General features: G+C 57.8%; 19 protein-coding genes. 10 read left to right on the forward strand and 9 right to left on the reverse strand.

The genetic code is table 11. The features are described 5' to 3' along the window. Positions 1 to 51: 51 nt before the first annotated feature. From F8B91_RS01435 to F8B91_RS01445, 3 genes are read right to left on the reverse strand one after another with little or no spacing between them, the layout of a single operon-like run. A complete protein-coding gene (locus F8B91_RS01435; protein WP_196501939.1) occupies positions 52 to 897 on the reverse strand; it encodes a DUF707 domain-containing protein in 846 nt (281 codons plus the stop codon). Further along, positions 894 to 2,051 carry a UDP-galactopyranose mutase gene (gene glf / locus F8B91_RS01440; RefSeq protein WP_196501940.1) on the reverse strand — a complete coding sequence of 386 codons (1,158 nt, stop codon included), beginning with the start codon at positions 2,049 to 2,051 and terminating at the stop codon, positions 894 to 896. The genes F8B91_RS01435 and glf overlap by 4 nt, the downstream gene beginning before the upstream one ends. Beyond that, positions 2,038 to 3,246, reverse strand: a complete 1,209-nt coding sequence (locus F8B91_RS01445; protein ID WP_196501941.1) for an FAD-binding protein — start codon at positions 3,244 to 3,246, stop codon at positions 2,038 to 2,040. The genes glf and F8B91_RS01445 overlap by 14 nt, the downstream gene beginning before the upstream one ends. A 138-nt stretch (positions 3,247 to 3,384) precedes the next feature. Between F8B91_RS01445 and F8B91_RS01450 the strand changes: the two genes are divergently transcribed. From F8B91_RS01450 to pth, 4 genes are all read left to right on the forward strand, one after another. Continuing rightward, positions 3,385 to 4,107: a 50S ribosomal protein L25/general stress protein Ctc gene (locus F8B91_RS01450; protein ID WP_196501942.1), complete on the forward strand. Its 723-nt coding sequence runs from the start codon at positions 3,385 to 3,387 to the stop codon at positions 4,105 to 4,107. Between the two features lie 143 nt (positions 4,108 to 4,250). Then, a complete protein-coding gene (locus tag F8B91_RS01455) occupies positions 4,251 to 5,471 on the forward strand; it encodes a multidrug effflux MFS transporter (protein ID WP_196501943.1) in 1,221 nt (406 codons plus the stop codon). A 21-nt stretch (positions 5,472 to 5,492) separates the two neighbouring features. After that, positions 5,493 to 5,849 (forward strand): nuclear transport factor 2 family protein, encoded by a 357-nt coding sequence (locus F8B91_RS01460; RefSeq protein ID WP_196501944.1) that lies wholly within the window; start codon positions 5,493 to 5,495, stop codon positions 5,847 to 5,849. 76 nt (positions 5,850 to 5,925) lie between these two features. Further along, positions 5,926 to 6,522 carry an aminoacyl-tRNA hydrolase gene (pth, locus tag F8B91_RS01465; protein WP_196501945.1) on the forward strand — a complete coding sequence of 199 codons (597 nt, stop codon included), beginning with the start codon at positions 5,926 to 5,928 and terminating at the stop codon, positions 6,520 to 6,522. Positions 6,523 to 6,531: 9 nt separating this feature from the next. Here pth and F8B91_RS17055 read toward each other — a convergent pair whose 3' ends face one another. Beyond that, positions 6,532 to 8,463: an acyltransferase family protein gene (locus tag F8B91_RS17055; protein ID WP_196501946.1), complete on the reverse strand. Its 1,932-nt coding sequence runs from the start codon at positions 8,461 to 8,463 to the stop codon at positions 6,532 to 6,534. Positions 8,464 to 8,640: 177 nt separating this feature from the next. On the opposite strand from F8B91_RS17055, the gene ychF reads away from it, so the two are divergent. Continuing rightward, the gene (gene ychF, locus F8B91_RS01475; protein WP_196501947.1) at positions 8,641 to 9,738 is read left to right on the forward strand and encodes a redox-regulated ATPase YchF; all 1,098 of its coding nucleotides are present in this window, start codon (positions 8,641 to 8,643) and stop codon (positions 9,736 to 9,738) included. Here the strand turns inward: ychF and F8B91_RS01480 are convergent. Genes F8B91_RS01480 through F8B91_RS01495 form a run of 4 tightly spaced genes read right to left on the reverse strand, consistent with a single transcriptional unit; the run spans position 9,735 to position 12,528 of the window. Continuing rightward, positions 9,735 to 10,646, reverse strand: a complete 912-nt coding sequence (locus F8B91_RS01480) for a DMT family transporter (RefSeq protein ID WP_348641782.1) — start codon at positions 10,644 to 10,646, stop codon at positions 9,735 to 9,737. The two genes, ychF and F8B91_RS01480, sit on opposite strands and share 4 nt — an antisense overlap. Next, positions 10,643 to 11,188, reverse strand: coding sequence for an adenine phosphoribosyltransferase (locus F8B91_RS01485; RefSeq protein WP_196501949.1), 546 nt, complete (start codon positions 11,186 to 11,188; stop codon positions 10,643 to 10,645). Before F8B91_RS01485 ends, F8B91_RS01480 begins: the two co-directional genes overlap by 4 nt. Positions 11,189 to 11,197: 9 nt before the next feature. Continuing rightward, entirely contained in the window at positions 11,198 to 12,046 is an 849-nt protein-coding gene (hemF, locus tag F8B91_RS01490) for an oxygen-dependent coproporphyrinogen oxidase (protein WP_196501950.1), read from the reverse strand. 20 nt (positions 12,047 to 12,066) lie between these two features. Beyond that, positions 12,067 to 12,528 carry a tRNA (cytidine(34)-2'-O)-methyltransferase gene (locus F8B91_RS01495; protein WP_196501951.1) on the reverse strand — a complete coding sequence of 154 codons (462 nt, stop codon included), beginning with the start codon at positions 12,526 to 12,528 and terminating at the stop codon, positions 12,067 to 12,069. 148 nt (positions 12,529 to 12,676) lie between these two features. Between F8B91_RS01495 and petA the strand changes: the two genes are divergently transcribed. The 5 genes from petA to F8B91_RS01520 all read left to right on the forward strand — a co-directional run bounded on the left by petA (position 12,677) and on the right by F8B91_RS01520 (position 17,072). After that, positions 12,677 to 13,270: a ubiquinol-cytochrome c reductase iron-sulfur subunit gene (gene petA / locus F8B91_RS01500; RefSeq protein ID WP_348641709.1), complete on the forward strand. Its 594-nt coding sequence runs from the start codon at positions 12,677 to 12,679 to the stop codon at positions 13,268 to 13,270. A 17-nt stretch (positions 13,271 to 13,287) separates the two neighbouring features. Beyond that, positions 13,288 to 14,520, forward strand: a complete 1,233-nt coding sequence (locus tag F8B91_RS01505; protein WP_196501952.1) for a cytochrome b — start codon at positions 13,288 to 13,290, stop codon at positions 14,518 to 14,520. A gap of 14 nt (positions 14,521 to 14,534) precedes the next feature. Continuing rightward, complete coding sequence (locus tag F8B91_RS01510) at positions 14,535 to 15,344, forward strand: cytochrome c1 (RefSeq protein WP_196501953.1); 810 nt, start codon at positions 14,535 to 14,537, stop codon at positions 15,342 to 15,344. Positions 15,345 to 15,454: 110 nt separating this feature from the next. Further along, positions 15,455 to 16,198: a GGDEF domain-containing protein gene (locus tag F8B91_RS01515; RefSeq protein WP_196501954.1), complete on the forward strand. Its 744-nt coding sequence runs from the start codon at positions 15,455 to 15,457 to the stop codon at positions 16,196 to 16,198. Positions 16,199 to 16,205: 7 nt separating this feature from the next. After that, on the forward strand, positions 16,206 to 17,072 hold the full coding sequence (locus F8B91_RS01520; RefSeq protein WP_196501955.1) for an S-methyl-5'-thioadenosine phosphorylase: 867 nt from the start codon (positions 16,206 to 16,208) through the stop codon (positions 17,070 to 17,072). On the opposite strand, the gene F8B91_RS01525 is transcribed toward F8B91_RS01520, so the two are convergent. After that, complete coding sequence (locus F8B91_RS01525; protein WP_196501956.1) at positions 17,069 to 17,644, reverse strand: histidine phosphatase family protein; 576 nt, start codon at positions 17,642 to 17,644, stop codon at positions 17,069 to 17,071. The genes F8B91_RS01520 and F8B91_RS01525 overlap by 4 nt on opposite strands. Between the last annotated feature and the right edge of the window lie 8 nt (positions 17,645 to 17,652).

Raw genomic sequence — 17,652 nt, forward strand, 5'->3', positions numbered from 1 at the left:
GGCTCATCTAGTCAGCCCCGGCGCTCGGTGCAACATTTGGCGTAAGCAGGTTCACCGGAAACCCCAAAGCTGTTGCCAGAGCTGATCGCGGGCCCGCTGCTTTATTGGCGTTTCTGCCAGCATCCCGTACTGAGCCAGCGCCAATCTTAGCCGGCGAAACAGGTTGCCGTTTTTCTGCTTACCGCGCAGGTCGATGTAACCGAAGCAGAGATGAGTTGGTTTCTCTTGGAGCCCATGACGGGCCATGACGTCCGCTTGTTCGCCGCGCGGGGTTTTGCCCGAGCTGAGAACTTTGCTGGCCAGCACATTACCCACCGGCCTGGTATGGAAAACGCTGACTTGATCGATCACGGCCATGGAATTGCGTCTGCTTCCGAGCATGGTGAACCACACGCGGTCAACGCCCCAGCCGCTCATCGACTCCCTGAAATCAGGCAGGGTTTGGCGGAGTGCATCCACCGCAAAACAGGGTGCCATGACCTCGACGAAATTGGTGAAGCGCAGCTTCGCCAGCGGCGAGCGCAGGGTGATGATATGGGAAAAATAAGAGTTCCATGACAAAGCGGGCTGGCCGATGCTCAAGTTGTGTGTACGCATGGTTTCAAATAGCCGGTTGATGGCTGGCGTATTGGTGTCAATATCATCGTCGGGCAACCAGATAAAATCATAGTTGCGCAACAGATCTGGCAGGGCTGCGAAGGTCTTGTACAATCCGTCCAACTTGCCGCCCTGCACGCGGTGGAGGCGTTCGTCCGCGGTTCGCTTGTAAGAACTGCTGGCATACCAGGACACCACCAGATCCCAATTGCGGGTCTCAGCCCCTTTGAGCCAAGCGCGGTGCAGGCTGCTTTCGCCCGCCCGCACGACGACAAGATTGCGCCGCGCTGGGGCGCTCACTTTGCAGCCTTCAACCGCGCGATGATGGATTCTGAATCCTTCAACGCGGCAGCAATCGCCTGGTGCATGTCGAGATAGCGGTAGGTACCGAGGCGGCCGCCGAAATGCGTGTGCGGTTCGGCCTCCGCCAAGGCGCGGTATTTCAGATATTTTGACTTATCCTCAGGCGCGTTGATTGGGTAGTAGGGCTCATCCGCAGCCTTTGCGAAGCGCGAATATTCTTTTGCGATGATGGTTCTGTCGGCTGGATAATTGCGTTCCGGATGGAGATGCCGGAATTCCACGATGCGCGTGTAAGGCACATCAATGTCGGAATAATTCATTACCGACGTGCCCTGGAAATCGCCTGTGGCCGGATGCTCATATTCGAGATCAATGGTGCGCCAGCCCAGTGCGCCGAAGCGGTTGCCGTAGAAGCGGTCGATGGGGCCGGTATAGACAATCAATTGATCGGGTTTCAATTGCGGTTTGATCGCATCGAAATCACAGTTCAGTTGCACCTTGATATTTTCATGCGCCAGCATGCGCTCGAAGATCGCAGTGTAACCATCCAGCGGCAAGCCTTCGAAAGTGTCGTTGAAATAGCGTCCATCGAAATGATAGCGCACTGGCAAACGGGTGATGACGCTGGCGGGCAGCAGTTTCGGATCGGTCTGCCATTGCTTCTGGGTGTAGCCGCGCACGAAGGCCTCATAAAGCGGGCGGCCGATGAGCGAGATGGCTTTCTCCTCAAGGTTGGCCGGCTCTCCAGTCAGCCCTTGCTCGGCCTGTGAAATGATCAGCTGGCGCGCTTCATCAGGGGAAAGGGCTTTGCGGAAAAACTGGCACATGGTCGCCAGGTTGAAGGGCAGGGGAAAGATTTCGCCCTTGTGGGTGGCAAAGCCGCGATGCTGGTAATTGGTGAAACGGGTGAATTTCTGTAGATAGGTCCACACGGTTTCATTCGAGGTGTGAAACAGATGCGGGCCGTATTTGTGAACTTCGATTCCAGTGGCCTTGTCAGCCTCGCTATAGGCGTTGCCGCCGATATGCGAGCGCCTGTCGATAACCAAGCAGGTGAAGCCTGCTGCCGCGATGCGTTCTGCCATCGTGGCACCGAAGAAACCAGCGCCGACAATGGCCACATCATGCCGCGAAAGATCAGCCGAAGGCATGCAGCATTCCGTCTGGATCAAAAGCAGCGCGCTGTTTTTCAAACCTGTCCCAGTGTTTGAAAGCGCGTTTGAGATAGGCTTTGTTCGGTATCTGGTGGTATTTGCCCCAATGCGGCTTGGCGAAGAGGCTGCGCATTACGGTTTCTAATTTCACCAGGGGTGCAAGCTTGTCATCCTCAGGACGCATTGGCCAATAAAGGCTGAAGCACACGACGGGACCGTCGGCATTGAGGCCCAGAAATGAATGCGGGCTGGCACCGAGGAATTTCAGCTCCAGCACTTTGTCCGGCCAATCGGACGCGAAGTCAGATGTTTGCAGCTCCTCGATGGCCTCCGCCATCTGGCTGAGGGGCAGGCTGTATTCCATGGCCGTAATATTTTGGTCCGGCGCATAAGGTTTGGATTCCGGCAGCGGGGCTTTGCGCTGGAACGCGCCGCGCAGGCGTTCCAGGAGGGAAGGCGGTGGTGGATTGATCCAGGCGGGTTTGCCGCCGGTCAGATAGGGATGCCCGCCTTTCGCTTCTTCGAGCGTCAGCACTTTCACCATTCCGCTGCCCAAGTGCCAATGCGCCCAGCCTTGATTCGCGTGGGCCAGCAGGGCCTCGTGGCGGCGAAGAAAATCCGCCATTGGCATTTCGCGTTCCATCGCATGAATGCGAGGGTTGGCAACGAGGCCCAGCTCCACTTCAGTGATCACGCCCAGCATGCCCAGACTAACGCGCGCGGCTGCCAATTGATCCGGCGGCGACGAAGCATCGATGCGAATGATTTTTCCATCCGCCCGCACCAGTGTCATGGCGCGCACGCTGTCGGACAATGTACCGCCCTTGCGGCTGGTGCCGTGCGTGCCGGTGGCGATTGCACCGCCAATTGTCTGGTCGATCAGGAAGGGCAGCGAGGGCAGGGCAAGTCCCTGCTGTTCAAGCTGGTGGTTCAGGTGGCGTAGCCGCACACCCGCTTCCACCCGCACGCTGCGCGCCACCGGATCAATGGCGATGATGTGGTCCATGGCTGACATATCAAGCGAGATGCCTTTGGTCAGCAGATAGGGCGTCCATGAATAACCCGTTCCATGCGGGCGCACTTTCAGACGCTTTTTGCGTGCTATCAGCATGGCCGCAGCAACATCATCAATCGAGCGGCACGGGACAATGGATTGCGGCGTAGAATGCCATGTGCCGCCAAAGGTTTTCATACTAAAGTCAGATCCCAGCCGTGCCCCCGCGTTCGAGATAGCCGATCTTGCGTTTTGGGGCCAATTCTCCTATGAGGCGCGCTGCCTGGCGTCGTCCACCCCTGGAGGGAGGCCGGGTTTTATCCATTGGAGAATAAAATGTCTAAGATTATCAATATCAAGGCTGCCGCTCGCGGCAAGGCCGGCAAGGGGGCCGCCAGAGCCGTACGTCGCACGGGACTTGTTCCCGGCGTGGTTTACGGCGACAAGCAAGAGCCCCAGATCATTTCCCTGACCTACAATGCGGTTGAGCCGCATGTGCAAACGGGCCGCTTCCTCTCGACTTTGGTCGATCTCGAGGTTGATGGCAACACAGTCCGCGCCATTCCGCGCGACGTGCAGTTTGACCCGGTCAAGGACCGCATCACCCATGTGGATTTCCTGCGCCTCGGCAAGGATGCCCGCATCGCCGTTGACATCCAGGTTCACTTCAAGAACCAGGAAGCCTCGCCCGCCCTCAAGTCGGGCGCTGTGCTCAACGTCGTGTCGCACACCGTTTCGCTGTACTGCCCGGCCGACTTCATCCCGGACGAGATCATTGTCGATCTCACCGGCATGCAGATCAACCAGTCAGTCCACTTGTCGCAGATCAAGTTGCCGGACCGCGTGACCTCAGCTTCGCGTGAAGACGTGACGCTGTGCGCCATCACTGCGCAGGCCAAGGAAGAAGAAGTCGTGGCTGATGCTCCGGCTGCTGCCGACGTTCCGGCTTCCAACCAGAAGGCTCCGGATGCAGCTGCTGCTCCCGCCGCTGGTGGCAAGGCTGCTCCTGCTGCCAAGGGTGCTGCACCCGCCGCCGCCGCTGCACCGAAGAAGAAGTAAGCTCTTCGCCATTCAAGTTGAACGGCGGGCAGCGATGCCCGCCGTTTTTATTTGAATTGATAAAAGCCGACACCATGTTGACAGGTCTGGGACGTAAGCTTCGCTATACGAAGCGGGTTCAGGCCATCTGAGACAGAGAAATCATGACAGTTGCAAAAGTCGTCGGACGTTTGGGCCGCTTTGAATTCATCACGCTGGTCGCCGCCATGATTGCCATTAATGCTTTTGCCATTGATGTGATGTTGCCCGGCCTGCAGCAGATTGGTGCCGGGCTGGGCGAGGCTGATCCCAACCGCAGGCAGCTGGTGATTCCAGCCTACATGCTGGGCTTTGGCATTTTGCAGATCGTGTTCGGGCCGCTGTCGGACCGCTATGGGCGGCGCAAGCCCTTGCTGGTGGGCCTGGTGATTTACTGCCTCGCCGCGTTGAGCGCCTATGTGGTCACGGATTTCAATAGTCTGGTTCTGCTGCGTTGCGTGCAGGGGGCGGGTGCTGCTGCCTCGGCGGTGATTGCCATGGCCCTGATCCGTGATCTTTTCGTCGGCGATGAGATGGCCAAGACCATGTCGCTGGCCTTCATGGTGATGATGCTGTCACCCATCTTCGCACCCATTGTCGGGCAGTTCCTGCTGCTGACGCTGGATTGGCGCGGCCTGTTCCTGTTCATGGCTGCCTTGGGTGCGTTGGTCTCCATCTGGGTCTTTTTCCGGTTGCCGGAAACGCTGAAGCCGGAGAACAAGCGGCCTTTCGGCTTGCGCCCGATGATCGAAGGATTTGGCATCGTCTTTTCGAACTTCGTGTCGCTGCGCCATATCATGGCGACGGCGCTGTTGTTCGGCGCGCTGATGGGCTTTCTCACTTCGGCGCAGCAGATTTATGTCGGCATCTATCAGGTTGGCCCCTGGTTCCCGGCCTTCTTCGGCGCTGCTGGTGTGGCTGCCGCCTTGGGTGGTTTTGCCAATTCGCAGCTGGTGAACAAATATGGCATGCGCCGCATCGCGTTTCTGGCATTGCTGGCGTTCTGCGCCATCTCACCGGTGCTGTTGCTGCTCAGCTACCTGAATATGCTTTCGGTGTGGCTGTTCCTTGCGGCCACGGCCATCCAATTCTTTACCTTCAGCATGGTCATGCCGAATTTCGGCTCGCTGGCGCTTGAGCCTTTGGGTGAGGTCGCCGGCACGGCCGCTTCCGCCCAGGGCTTCCTGCAAATGGTGTTGGGTGCGGCAATCGGAACCTATATCGGCCAGCAATTCAACGACACCGTCATTCCGCTGGCTGTGGGGCAACTCATCCTGGCGCTGCTGGCTTTGGCGCTGACGGGGGTTGCGGCGCGCCGGCAGGCCGTGGCAGTGCCCGCGGAATAGAAGCGAGTGGAGCAGAATCCGATGCAACATCATCCCAGTCCACGCGACGTGATCAACCGGCAGCTTGAGGTTTATAACGCGCATGACATTGAGGGCTATTGTGCCCTGTTTGCCGGGGACGCTGTTATTTCAGACCTGATTACCGGGCAGACGATCTGCAATGGGCTTGATGAAATCAGGAAGGTTTACACGGCGCGCTTTGCCGACAATCCAAAACTTCATTGCGTGGTTCACCAGCACATGGACGGCGCTGACTATGCGATCGACAAGGAAACGGTCAGCGGGCTTCCCTCCGGAAATCTTCACATCATGGCCATCTACGAAGTGCGCGAAGGCTTGATCCGATCCCTGCGGTTCATCCGGTGGACGGATCATTGAGCTTTGGCCCCTATCCTTGCACGGGTCACCGCCATCGCCTATAGCCACCGCTGAACCAACCCACACAGGATAGAAGATGTTTCTGTTCGTTGGCCTTGGCAATCCCGGGGCGCAATATGCTTCGAACCGGCACAATATCGGGTTCATGGCGGCGGATGTCATACACAGCCGCCATCATTTTTCGCCGTGGCGCAAGAAGTTCAAAGGCGAGCTTTCCGACGGCACGCTGGCCGGTGAGAAAGTGCTGCTGCTGAAGCCGCAGACTTTCATGAATGAAAGCGGCCGCAGCGTGGGCGAGGCGCAACGTTTCCACGATATTCCGCTGACCAACATCTATGTTTTTTACGATGAGCTTGATCTGGAGCCCGGCAAGGTGCGGGTGCGCCTGGGCGGCGGAGCAGCAGGCCATAATGGCATCCGCTCAATCAGCAATCACATCACGCCGGACTTCAAGCGGGTGCGCCTCGGCATCGGTCATCCCGGCGACAAGCGCTTCGTGCAGCCGCATGTGCTGGGCAATTTTGCCAAGGACGACAAGGACTGGCTGGTCAAGGTACTCGACACTGTAGCCGATGAAGCCGCCATGCTGGCCGAGGGCCTGGATGAAAAATTCCAGAGCAAGGTGGCGATGATCGTCAACCCGCCAAGGCCGAACGGCGTGAGGGTTGAGTAGAGCAGAAGATCACTGCGGTTGGTCGCTGAACATCCTGGCGGCCAGAAAATCGGTCAAGCTCTCGGATGCAAAACTGCTGAGATGGAGATCATCCGACATCATGGGATTGCCGTCATGCAACAGATCGCAGATTTTTGGCCCGCACAATGCGTCGGTGAGTTTCACCAGATGCAAAGGCTCCGCCTTGGCGACGGCATCAAAGATGGCAATATTCTCGCGATCCCGCCATTCCAACTGTGCGACTTTGGGCCTGAGTTCGGCATAAGATCCAAAATAGCGCATTTTGGCGTAAGTCTCGGGGACCCTGACCTTAGGGTAGGAGCCAAGCACACAGCAGACAATGTAAAGTTTTATACCGCGCTGGTGCATTTGTTTGGCCATATCAAGCACCAATGGCTCATAATCGGCCACGTAAGTCCTGGCCAAGTTCGGGTTGGAGGGGCCATGCCAGAACGCATGCAAGATAACTGATTTTGGTTTCAATGTGTCAACAATGCCCAGCAGTGCATGCTGAAATCTCAAACACGCTTCGTCTGTGCCGCCCATATATTCAGCCGCGCCAGGTATCGGGTTGCAGGAATGTCTGCCCAAAAACAGACCGCTTTTCCCTCGCCTTTCTGCTGCCATGCTGACACCGTTGGTCAGAACGGCACCAAAACTGTCACCCAGCAAGAGAAAATCCACGTTGCCTCCAGCAACCCCCAGACGACAGTCCTTCATCATGGCGGCGTCGACGTGATCAGGACCGTTGAAGCAATAGGGACCAAATGACTTTCTGGATTGTGCCGCACTTGCGATGGCATCGACGTCGGGGGGAATACGAGTGGGAAAGCCTTCCATCAGCAAACACGCACCACCAAAAACAATAAGTGCAACCGAGCCAGCCGTTAGGCTCGCAACAACGGGAATTGTCGCAATGCGCTTCTGTCGAAAAGGACGCTCGACTATGTACCAACTAATCACAGCTAGAGCGAAGATCAGCGCGATCAAGCCGTAAAAGAAATTCTGCTCAGGTGCCAGGATGGTGCGGAATCTGACCAATGCAAAGACAGGTTGGTGCCAGAGATAGAGGCTGTAGCTGATCAGGCCTACAAACACCAAGGGCCTGAAGGCGAGGAAGCGCTGGGCGTAGGTGCCTTCGCGACCAACGAGCAACACAAGACCAGTGCCCACAACAGGGATCAAGGCCCAGAGAGACGGAAAGGGTGTTGCGTTGTCAAAGTAGAAAAACGAAGTAACGGTGACCAACAATCCCACAGCGGACAGCATATTGCCGACAAGCAAATCCGGGCGGAATTGAAGTTGCGAACATATTGCGCCAGCCAGCAATTCCCAGGCCCTGGTATGGGGACCATAAAAATCGAGGCTAGGGTTCTGATAGGCATAGTATTGACTGAGCGCCAAGCTCGCCAATGCAGCAACAATAAGCACTGACAGTATATGTTGCCTTGCCACACGCCAGAGCAGAACCATGAGTAGCGGAAAGAATATGTAATATTGCTCTTCAATGGCCAAGCTCCAGGTGTGAAGCAGCGGCTTGAGATTTGATGCTCCGTCGAAATAACCGCTCTCGCTGTAAAACAGAAAGTTGGAGGAAAAGGTGGCGGCAGCAACAACACTTGCCCCAAAACTCTTCAGGTTGAGAGGAAACATCCAGGCCCATGCAAAGGCCGAAGTTAGCGCTACAACAAGGAGGAGGGCTGGCAGGATGCGCCGGGCCCGGCGCTCGTAGAATTTTGCAAAACTGAAAGTGCCGGCCTCCAGGTCTTTGACGATGATCGAGGTGATGAGAAATCCGCTGATCACGAAGAATACATCGACGCCGATGAAGCCGCCTTTGAGGGGAGCAAGACCAGCATGGAACAGGATGACGGCAGAAACCGCAAGCGCCCTCAGCCCATCAATCTCAGGACGGTATTTGCTGATTTCCGTTTGCCCCACTCAAAACCCCAGAAAATGCGTTTCTTGATCTGTTATTGCAGGTTTAGTGTTGTGAAGGAACAGGTTACAAACCCGCTTTTATCGGGCGGCTTGCAGCTTCATGATGTTTCCGGCGCACCGATAGACAGGCCGGGTCTTGCGCCCTATATGCAGCGCAAGAATTTCTGGAGATGACTTATGGGTTTCAAATGCGGCATTGTGGGCCTTCCGAATGTGGGCAAGTCCACCTTGTTCAATGCGCTGACGCAGACTTCTGCCGCGCAGGCGGCGAATTATCCGTTCTGCACGATTGAGCCCAATGTGGGCGATGTGGCGGTGCCGGATGCGCGGCTGGACACGCTGGCTGCGATTGCAAACTCGGCTCAGATCATCCCCACGCGGTTGACCTTTGTGGATATTGCCGGCCTGGTGAAGGGGGCCTCGAAGGGCGAAGGCCTGGGCAACCAGTTCCTTGCCAATATCCGCGAGACCGATGCCATCGCTCACGTGGTGCGCTGCTTTGAAGATGGCGACATCACGCATGTCTCCGGCAAGATCGATCCGCTGGCCGATATCGAAACCATCGAGACCGAGCTGATGCTGGCCGATCTCGACAGCCTCGAAAAGCGTTACCCCGCTATGGAGAAGAAGGGCAAGCAGGGCGACAAGGAATCGAAGGAGCTTGCGGAGCTCATGCTGCGCCCGTTGCTGTTGCTTCGCGAAGGCAAGCCCGCGCGCCTGACTGAGCGCACGCCTGATGAAGAGAAGACGTTCCAGGGCCTCGGCCTGCTGTCATCGAAGCCCGTACTTTATGTGTGCAATGTGGAAGAGGGTGCGGCCGATAAGGGCAACGCCTTCTCCGACAAGGTGATCGCCTTCGCCAAGACAGAAGGCAATGTGGCGGTTGTCGTCTCTGCCAAGATCGAAAGTGAGATCGCCATTCTGCCGATTGGCGACCAGAAGGATTATCTGGAAGCCGTGGGCCTTTCAGAACCTGGCCTGAACCGCGTGATCCGCGCCGGCTATGCGCTGCTCGGCCTCAACACCTATTTCACCGTGGGCCCGAAAGAAGCCCGCGCCTGGACCATCACCAAGGGCACCAAGGCACCGGGTGCAGCAGGCGTGATCCATACCGATTTCGAAAAGGGCTTCATCCGCTCGGAAACCATTGCCTATGATGACTACGTTTCAGGCAAGGGCGAAGCGGGTGCCAAGGTCGCCGGCAAGTTCAGGCTGGAAGGCAAGGACTACGTGGTCGCCGACGGCGACGTGATGCATTTCAGGTTTAATACCTAAGACCCAGCGCCTGCTGTTTTCGCTGCTCTGCCGATGAGCGTTGACGCCAGCAACGCGGCGAGGACGATTGTGCCGCCGAGATATTGGTTCACCTCCATCCGTTCGCCGAGCAGCAGTGCGGCAACGATTGTGGTGACCACGGGCTCAACATTGAAAAATGGAGCGACGGTGGACGCGGGCGCGAAACGCAGCGATAGCATTTGCACCAGATAGGCGACGAGATAGACGCAAGCCAAGGCCGCCAGCGCCAGCCAGCCTGGGGCCATGGCGCTGCCGCCGTGCAAAAACTGCAGGCTGCCAGAGCTTAAGTAAAGCGCGATCACCAGGATGGGCGGCAGTATGGCCGCATGCACCAGGCTGCCAGAGGCGCTGGGCGGCATATGATGCGACAAGGCGCGGCCAGTGAAAAACTGCAGGGCGTAGCCAAAAGCCGCTGCGAAGGCGAGCGTGATGCCGCGCATATCCAGCCGGTCAAAGCTGGGTCCGACCGCGATGGCCAAACCGATAAAGGCCAGTACAGCAATCAGAATGCGGAGGAGGCCGGGCGCACGCTTTTCCACCAACGGCGCGATCAGCATGATGAGCACCGGCGAAAGGTAAAAGATAATCACGGCCAGCCCGACCGGAATGAATTGGACCGAGGCCAGATAGGCGATGGAAACCAGCAGCGTGCCCACGCACTGGCCCAGAAAGACGGGCCACGCGGTTTTTGGGATGGACAATTTTTCGCCCAAGAGCAGTGCGATCAATGCGAAAGCGGTGGCAACGAAAACTGTGCGCGTCAGGGTGCTTTCAATCGCCGGGATGCCGCTATTGTAGGCGGTGCGCACGCAGATTGGGACGAAGCCATAGAAGGATGCCGAAACAATTGCACTGACAATGCCAAGGCTGGTGCGGTTCAGGATCAGTGCCCCTCAAACCCCACCAGCGTATGAACCTTCACGCCCTTGGCGCGCAGTTTCTCGGCGCCGCCGAGGTCAGGCAGATCAATCACAAACGCTGCGGCCAGCACTTCGCCGCCTGATTTGCGGATGAGGTCAATCGCAGCACCGGCCGTGCCGCCGGTGGCGATGAGGTCGTCGATCAGCAGGATGCGGTCGCCTTCCTTGATCGCGTCGGCGTGGATTTCGATGGTATCCACGCCATATTCCAGCGCGTAATCCTGGCCGATGGTGCGGGCCGGGAGCTTGCCCTTTTTACGGATTGGCACGAAGCCGCGGCCCAGCGCATGCGCGACGGCACCGCCCAAGATGAAGCCGCGCGCTTCGATGCCGGCCACATATTCAAAATCGCCATGCAGGAAGGGCCAGGCCAATTCATCCACCGCCGCGCGGTAGGCATGCATATTGGCCAGCAGCGTGGTGATGTCGCGGAACAGGATGCCGGGCTTGGGATAATCCGGAATGGTGCGGATATAGCGCTTGATGTCGAAGCCGTTGCGCAGGTCCATGTTATTCTCCTAAGGCCATTTCACTTCGGGCGGCATGGACGAGAGAATGCTGTCCACATTGCCGCCGGTCTTCAGGCCGAAAATCGTGCCGCGATCATAGAGCAGATTGAACTCGACGTAACGGCCACGGCGCACCAGTTGCTCCTCGCGGTCTTCCTCGGTCCAGTGCTTCTTCATGTTGTTTGCCACGATCTGCGGATAGATGTTGAGGAAGCTGCTGCCCACATCCTTGACGAAATCCAGATCAGACGCATCATCGCCGGAATGCAGGTTGTCGAAGAAGATGCCACCAATGCCGCGCGGCTCATGGCGGTGGGGCAAATAGAAATAATCATCGCACCATTTTTTATAGCGCGGATAGTCGGCCACCAGATGATCCTCGCAGGCGTTTTTCATCGCGGCGTGAAAGGCCATGGCATCGGGATCGGTTTGTGAGCGCCTGCGGTTCAGCATCGGCGTCAAATCAGCCCCACCGCCGAACCAGTGGCGGGTGGTGACGACGAGGCGGGTATTCATATGCACCGCCGGCACATGCGGATTTTTTGGATGGATGATGAGCGAAATGCCCGACGCCCAGAAGCGTGGATCATCCTTGGCACCCGGCATCTGCGCGGCAAATTCCGGTGAGAACTCGCCATGCACGGTGGAGCAGTGCACGCCCGCCTTTTCGAACAGCTCACCATGGAGCAGGGCCATGGTGCCGCCGCCGCCATTTTCAGCGCGCGTCCATGGGCTTTTCACGAAATGGGATTCGGAGAATTCGCCTTCGAGTTTTTCCAGCGCCTTGATCAGTTCGTCACGCAAGCTTTCGAACCACGCGCGCGAAACGGCCTTGAGATTTTCGAGATCAGATTTCATGTGGTCAAGCTAGCGGAAGGTCAGCCGGTTGGAAACTGGCGCAACTGCCGCAAGGCCTCGCCGGTCACCATGCTGGCGGCCATGGCCACATTCAGCGAGCGCAGGCCCGGCGCCATCGGGATGCGGATGCGGGCATCGGCGGCCTCATGTACGTCATCCGGCACACCGGCGGATTCTCGGCCGAGCAGCAGAATATCATCCGGCTGGAAGGCGAAATCCACGTGAGGCACGCTGGCCTTGGTGGAGAGCAGCACGATCCTGCGGCCAGCGTTGTCTGCGCGGAATGCGGCCCAGGAGGCGGCGCGGGCCAGATCCAGTTTTTCAAGGTAATCCATGCCGGCGCGCCTGAATCCAGAATCAGTGAAGGCGAAGCCTGCAGGCTCGATAATGGTCAGGCGCAGGCCAAAGCAGGCGCACATCCTGCCGATGGTTGCGGCATTGGGCGCGATGTCAGGCTGGTAGAGGGCGATTTCGAGGCTCATTTACAGGGTTTTAGAGCGATTTTCCGTTGCGGCAAAGGTGCCCGTCCCTGCGACATCCAGTTTGCTAGACTTCTTTTGGCCACAATGCCAAAACCGGGCCAACTTGGGTCTCTTCGTGGCCCATCGTTTCTATGAGAGGGTGAGACCTGTGGCTGATACGGTACATGATGATGTCAACCGGCGCGACTTCCTGATGATTGCCACTGGTGCTGCGGCCGGTGTGGGCGCTGTGCTCACCGCTTGGCCCTTCGTGCACCAGATGAACCCTGACCAGGCCGTGCTGGCCCTGGCCACCACGCAAGTTGATCTGGCTCCCATCGCTGAAGGCCAGGCCGTGACGATCAAATGGCGCGGCAACCCCGTCCTGATCCGCCACCGCACCAAGCCGGAAATTGATCTGGCCAAGGGCGTTGCCATGGCCGACCTGAAAGACCCCGTGTCGCGCAATGCCAACGCCAAAGATGGCAGCGAAGCCACCGATGAAAACCGCGTGGTGGGCGGCAAGGAACAGTTTTTGATCATGATGGGTGTGTGCACCCATCTGGGTTGCGTGCCGGACGGTGCCAATCCCTTGCGCGAATTCGCAGTGGTCGAAGGCTCGGAAAAAACCGGCGGCTGGTTCTGCCCATGCCATGGTTCGCAATATGATACGGCGGGCCGCATCCGCAAAGGCCCGGCCCCTGAGAACCTGGCTGTGCCACCCTATAAATACCTCTCCGACACCAAGATCCAAATCGGCTAATTCGCGGAAAGACGAGCATGAGCGGACCTTCAAAGTACCAACCAAACAGCGCCATTGAAAAGTGGCTGCATGACCGTCTTCCCATCGTGGCCTTCGCCAAAGACCACTTGATGGATTTCCCCACGCCGAAGAACCTGAATTACTGGTGGACCTTCGGCGGCATCCTCGCCGTCATGCTGGTGGTGCAGATCGTCACCGGCATCGTGCTGGTGATGCATTACACGCCGCATGTGGACATGGCCTTCGATTCCGTCGAGCACATCATGCGCGACGTGAACTATGGCTGGATGCTGCGTTACATGCATTTCAACGGCGCATCGTTCTTCTTCATCGCGGTTTACATCCACATGTTCCGCGGCATGTATTACGGCTCCTACAAGGCACCGCGGGAAGTGCTGTGGATGATCGGCGTCATCATCTATCTGATCATGATGGCCACTGCTTTCATGGGTTACGTTCTTCCCTGGGGACAAATGAGCTTCTGGGGCGCCAAGGTGATCACCAATCTGTTCTCGGCCATTCCATTCGTGGGTGACTCGGTCACCACCTGGCTGTGGGGCGGCTACTCCGTTGATAATCCCACGCTGAACCGCTTCTTCTCGCTGCATTACCTGCTGCCCTTCGTGCTGGCTGGCGTGGTGGCGCTGCATATCTGGGCTCTTCACGTGCCCGGCAACAACAACCCGACCGGCATTTCGGTGAAGGGCCCGCAGGACACGGTTCCGTTCCATCCTTATTATACGCTGAAGGATGGCTTCGCGATTGTCTGCTTCCTGGCGGTTTACGCGCTGTTCGTGTTCTACCTGCCGAACTATCTCGGCGACCCGGTCAACTACGCCCATGCCAACCCGCTGTCGACGCCTGCACATATCAAGCCGGAATGGTATTACCTGCCGTTCTACGCGATCCTGCGTTCGATCCCGGACAAGCTGTTCGGCGTGATCGCAATGTTCTCGTCGATCCTGATCCTGCTGTTCCTGCCGTGGCTTGATACGAGCCGCGTGCGTTCGGGCAAATACCGCCCGATCTTCAAGCTGGAATTCTGGGTGTTCGCAGCCGTCTGTGTCGCTTTGGGCTTCATCGGTTCCAAGCCGCCGGAAGGCTCCTATGTGATCTGGGGCCAGATCCTTACGATCTACTATTTTGCCCACTTCATCATCCTGCTGCCCTTGATGGGCCTGCTGGAAACGCCCAAGCCGCTGCCCAATTCCATCAGTGAAGATGTGCTGGCGCATGGTGCGGCGAAGTGATCAGGAGAAGACAGATGAAAAAAATCGCCTCAATCCTGATCGCCGCAGCTGCCCTCACCGGGTTCTCCGCTTCTGCCTTTGCGGAAGCTGAAAAGACGGCCAAGCCGATCACTTATTCTTTCGAAGGCCCGTTCGGCAAATTCGACAAGGCCGAGCTGCAGCGCGGCTACAAGGTTTACAAGGAAGTCTGCTCTTCCTGCCATTCGATGAAGCTGGTGGCGTTCCGCAACCTGGCTGACAATGGCGGCCCGGGCTTTACGGAAGAACAAGTGAAGGCGCTGGCTGCGACCTTCAATGTGAAAGACCACAATGGCAATGGCGAAGAGATTGATCGTCCTGCCTTGCCTTCGGATTATTTCCCATCGCCATTCCCGAATGACGACGCGGCCAAGTCTGCCAATGGTGGCGCTTTGCCGCCTGATCTCTCGCTGATCACCAAGGCGCGCGAAGGCTGGCACGGCACGTTCAACCAGCTGCTCAATGGTATTGGCGGCCCGCAATATGTCTATTCGCTCATTACCGGTTATGAAGAACCGCCGGCTGATGTGGCCAAGGTCGAGGGCAAGCACTACAACCCCTATTTCGAAAATGGCGTATGGATTTCCATGCCGCCGCCCCTGACTGATGGTCAGGTGACTTTCGATGACGGCGCGCCGAACAAGGTGGATGACATGGCCCGTGACGTCTCGGCCTTCCTCGCATGGACGGCTGAGCCCAAGATGGAAGAGCGCAAGCAGACCGGCTTTGAAGTGCTGATCTATCTGGTGATCCTGGCTGGGTTGCTCTACGCGGTGAAGCGCAAGATCTGGAAGGCTGTGCACTAAACTGCACGTCCAAACCCTTTCAAAAGCCCGGCCTCGTGCCGGGCTTTTTCGTTAAAATTTGAACTGATTTCTTTGCCGAGTTTTCGGAGGTTGAATGCCAAGCTGCGATCATGCCTTTTCGCATTTCCAGCTGGAGCCAGGTTTTTGCCTATTGCGCTTCGATCACCACACTTGCCGTTCTGGCATCGCTTGGGTTTGTAATCGTGGTGTGGGGCGATCTGCCCGCCAACCAGATATGGCCTACAGTCCAGATTGCCGGTTTTGTTCCATTGCTGATCGCGGCCCCCACATCGCTTTTCTCGCTCGCCATCATCAAAACGCTGCAGGACACGGTGCACCGCGTCGATGAAATGATAAAATATGACGCGATGACTGGGCATTTTGCCCGCGCGCATTTTCTGGATATGGCCGAGAAAGACCGCGCCGATGGTGGCTTCCTGGTGCTGGCGGATGCCGACCGTTTCAAATCCATCAATGACACCTATGGGCACGGCGTGGGCGACATTGCGCTCAAGTATCTTTCGTCGATGATGCTGCAGGTTTTTGGGCAATATGGCTATGCCGGGCGTCTGGGAGGCGAAGAATTTGCCGTTCGCCTGCCGCGCATGCCGCAAGCACAGTTGCGGCTTTTGCTCGCGGTGCTGATGAGCCGGCTACATGTCGAAGGTTTCGAAGCCGAGGGCCATCACCTGAAGCCGACGTTGAGTTTCGGCATTGTGGAAGCAAATGCGGCAACGCCGGTGGTTCGCCTGCTGCGTGCCGCCGACGAAGCGCTTTATGAGGCCAAGGACCGCGGCCGCGACCAATATGTTTTCGCTGGAAAGCTTGACGTGGAGGAGGGTGTTGCGGCTTGATAGCCGCATGACCCAAACTGTTCTCGGCATCATCGGTGGCTCTGGGGTTTATGACATCCCGATTGAAAAGGCGCGCTGGCGGCGGGTGAGCTCGCCCTGGGGCGAGGCATCGGACGAGGTGCGTGAGGGTGAGATTGCCGGTTTGCCAGTGGTGTTCCTGCCAAGGCACGGGCGCGGGCATGTGTTCTCACCGTCCAGCATCAATTACCGCGCCAATATCGATGTGATGAAGCGTTGCGGTGTGACGGATCTGTTTTCGCTGTCTGCGGTTGGCTCGTTGCGCGAGGATTTGCCGCCGGGGCATTTCGTGCTCACTGATCAATATATCGACAAGACCTATATGCGCGAGAACAGCTTCTTCGGCACTGGATGCGTGGCCCATGTGCCGTTTGGCGAACCAGCCTCGGCGGTGTTGCGCGAACTGGCGTCAACTGCACTGACGAAGTTGAGCATTCCACATCGCAACGGCGGCACGCTGGTGGTAATGGAAGGCCCGCAATTCTCATCAAAGGCCGAGTCAGAACTGCACCGTTCCTGGGGTGCACATCTGATCGGCATGACGGCGATGCCGGAAGTGAAGCTCGCCCGCGAGGCCGAGATCTCCTACTGCAATGTTTCGATGGTCACTGATTTTGACAGCTGGCACCCGCATCACGAGGCCGTGGATGTGGCGCAAGTGATCAAGGTGATGAAGGGCAATGTCGAAACGGCAAAGGCCTTCGTGTTGGAGCTGGCGAGCGCGTTTCCGAAAATGCATCCCCCTTGCGTGGCCGACACCGCTCTGGATTTTGCCATCATGACCGCACCCGACAAGCGCGATCCGGCCTTGCTGGCCAAGCTGGATGCAGTGGCGGGAAGGGTCCTTAAGGCCTAGGCCAGTTTGTCCACCGCATGGGCGCGCAAAGCCCAGCGCCTGCCATCCTGGCGCAGATCGGTGACCGAGAGAGGCGGGCAGTCGATCTGCCAGAAGCTGCTGAGGGGCGCGTTCAGCACATGCAGCACGGCGCAGCGGATCACCGTTGCATGGGTGATCGCGATGACGTGGCCGGTGCGTTTTTCCATTTCACTCAGGAACTGGCTGCTGCGGTTCGCGACGGTCTGGAGTGATTCTCCATCCTTGGGGGCAAAGTCGGTACTGGTGATCCAGGCTGCCAATGCGGCCGGCCTGGTTTTTTCGATATCGGCCAGTCCCAGGCCTGCCCAGGCGCCAAAATCGCGGTCATCCAGGGCGGCATGGCTTTTCACCGAAACGCCGAGCAATTCCGCGGTAATCCGGGCGCGGGGATCGGTGCCGCGCAGGCCCTTGGCACCTCGTTTCATGCTGGTCCGCAGCGCGTCTGCCAAAGCAATGGAATGGGGCTCCAGCACGGAATCGTCAGGCGCGGGAAATATCCCGCGTTTCATGCCCTCGGTGATGCCGCTGCACACCAGCGTTAATCTCAACATCGAGAATC

Source organism: Aestuariivirga litoralis, assembly GCF_015714715.1.
Taxonomy (GTDB): Bacteria; Pseudomonadota; Alphaproteobacteria; order Rhizobiales; family Aestuariivirgaceae; genus Aestuariivirga; species Aestuariivirga litoralis_A.

Bases quoted from the DNA above. Each gene is read 5' to 3' on its own strand.
- F8B91_RS01525 (WP_196501956.1), bottom strand. From the start codon at position 17,644: ATGTTGAGATTAACGCTGGTGTGCAGCGGCATCACCGAGGGCATGAAA.
- F8B91_RS01495 (WP_196501951.1), bottom strand. From the start codon at position 12,528: ATGAGCCTCGAAATCGCCCTCTACCAGCCTGACATCGCGCCCAATGCC.
- F8B91_RS01515 (WP_196501954.1), top strand. From the start codon at position 15,455: ATGCCTTTTCGCATTTCCAGCTGGAGCCAGGTTTTTGCCTATTGCGCT.
- F8B91_RS01505 (WP_196501952.1), top strand. From the start codon at position 13,288: ATGAGCGGACCTTCAAAGTACCAACCAAACAGCGCCATTGAAAAGTGG.
- ychF (WP_196501947.1), top strand. From the start codon at position 8,641: ATGGGTTTCAAATGCGGCATTGTGGGCCTTCCGAATGTGGGCAAGTCC.
- F8B91_RS01520 (WP_196501955.1), top strand. From the start codon at position 16,206: ATGACCCAAACTGTTCTCGGCATCATCGGTGGCTCTGGGGTTTATGAC.
- F8B91_RS01460 (WP_196501944.1), top strand. From the start codon at position 5,493: ATGCAACATCATCCCAGTCCACGCGACGTGATCAACCGGCAGCTTGAG.
- pth (WP_196501945.1), top strand. From the start codon at position 5,926: ATGTTTCTGTTCGTTGGCCTTGGCAATCCCGGGGCGCAATATGCTTCG.
- F8B91_RS01450 (WP_196501942.1), top strand. From the start codon at position 3,385: ATGTCTAAGATTATCAATATCAAGGCTGCCGCTCGCGGCAAGGCCGGC.
- F8B91_RS01445 (WP_196501941.1), bottom strand. From the start codon at position 3,246: ATGAAAACCTTTGGCGGCACATGGCATTCTACGCCGCAATCCATTGTC.
- F8B91_RS01485 (WP_196501949.1), bottom strand. From the start codon at position 11,188: ATGGACCTGCGCAACGGCTTCGACATCAAGCGCTATATCCGCACCATT.
- F8B91_RS01510 (WP_196501953.1), top strand. From the start codon at position 14,535: ATGAAAAAAATCGCCTCAATCCTGATCGCCGCAGCTGCCCTCACCGGG.
- glf (WP_196501940.1), bottom strand. From the start codon at position 2,051: ATGCCTTCGGCTGATCTTTCGCGGCATGATGTGGCCATTGTCGGCGCT.
- F8B91_RS01455 (WP_196501943.1), top strand. From the start codon at position 4,251: ATGACAGTTGCAAAAGTCGTCGGACGTTTGGGCCGCTTTGAATTCATC.
- hemF (WP_196501950.1), bottom strand. From the start codon at position 12,046: ATGAAATCTGATCTCGAAAATCTCAAGGCCGTTTCGCGCGCGTGGTTC.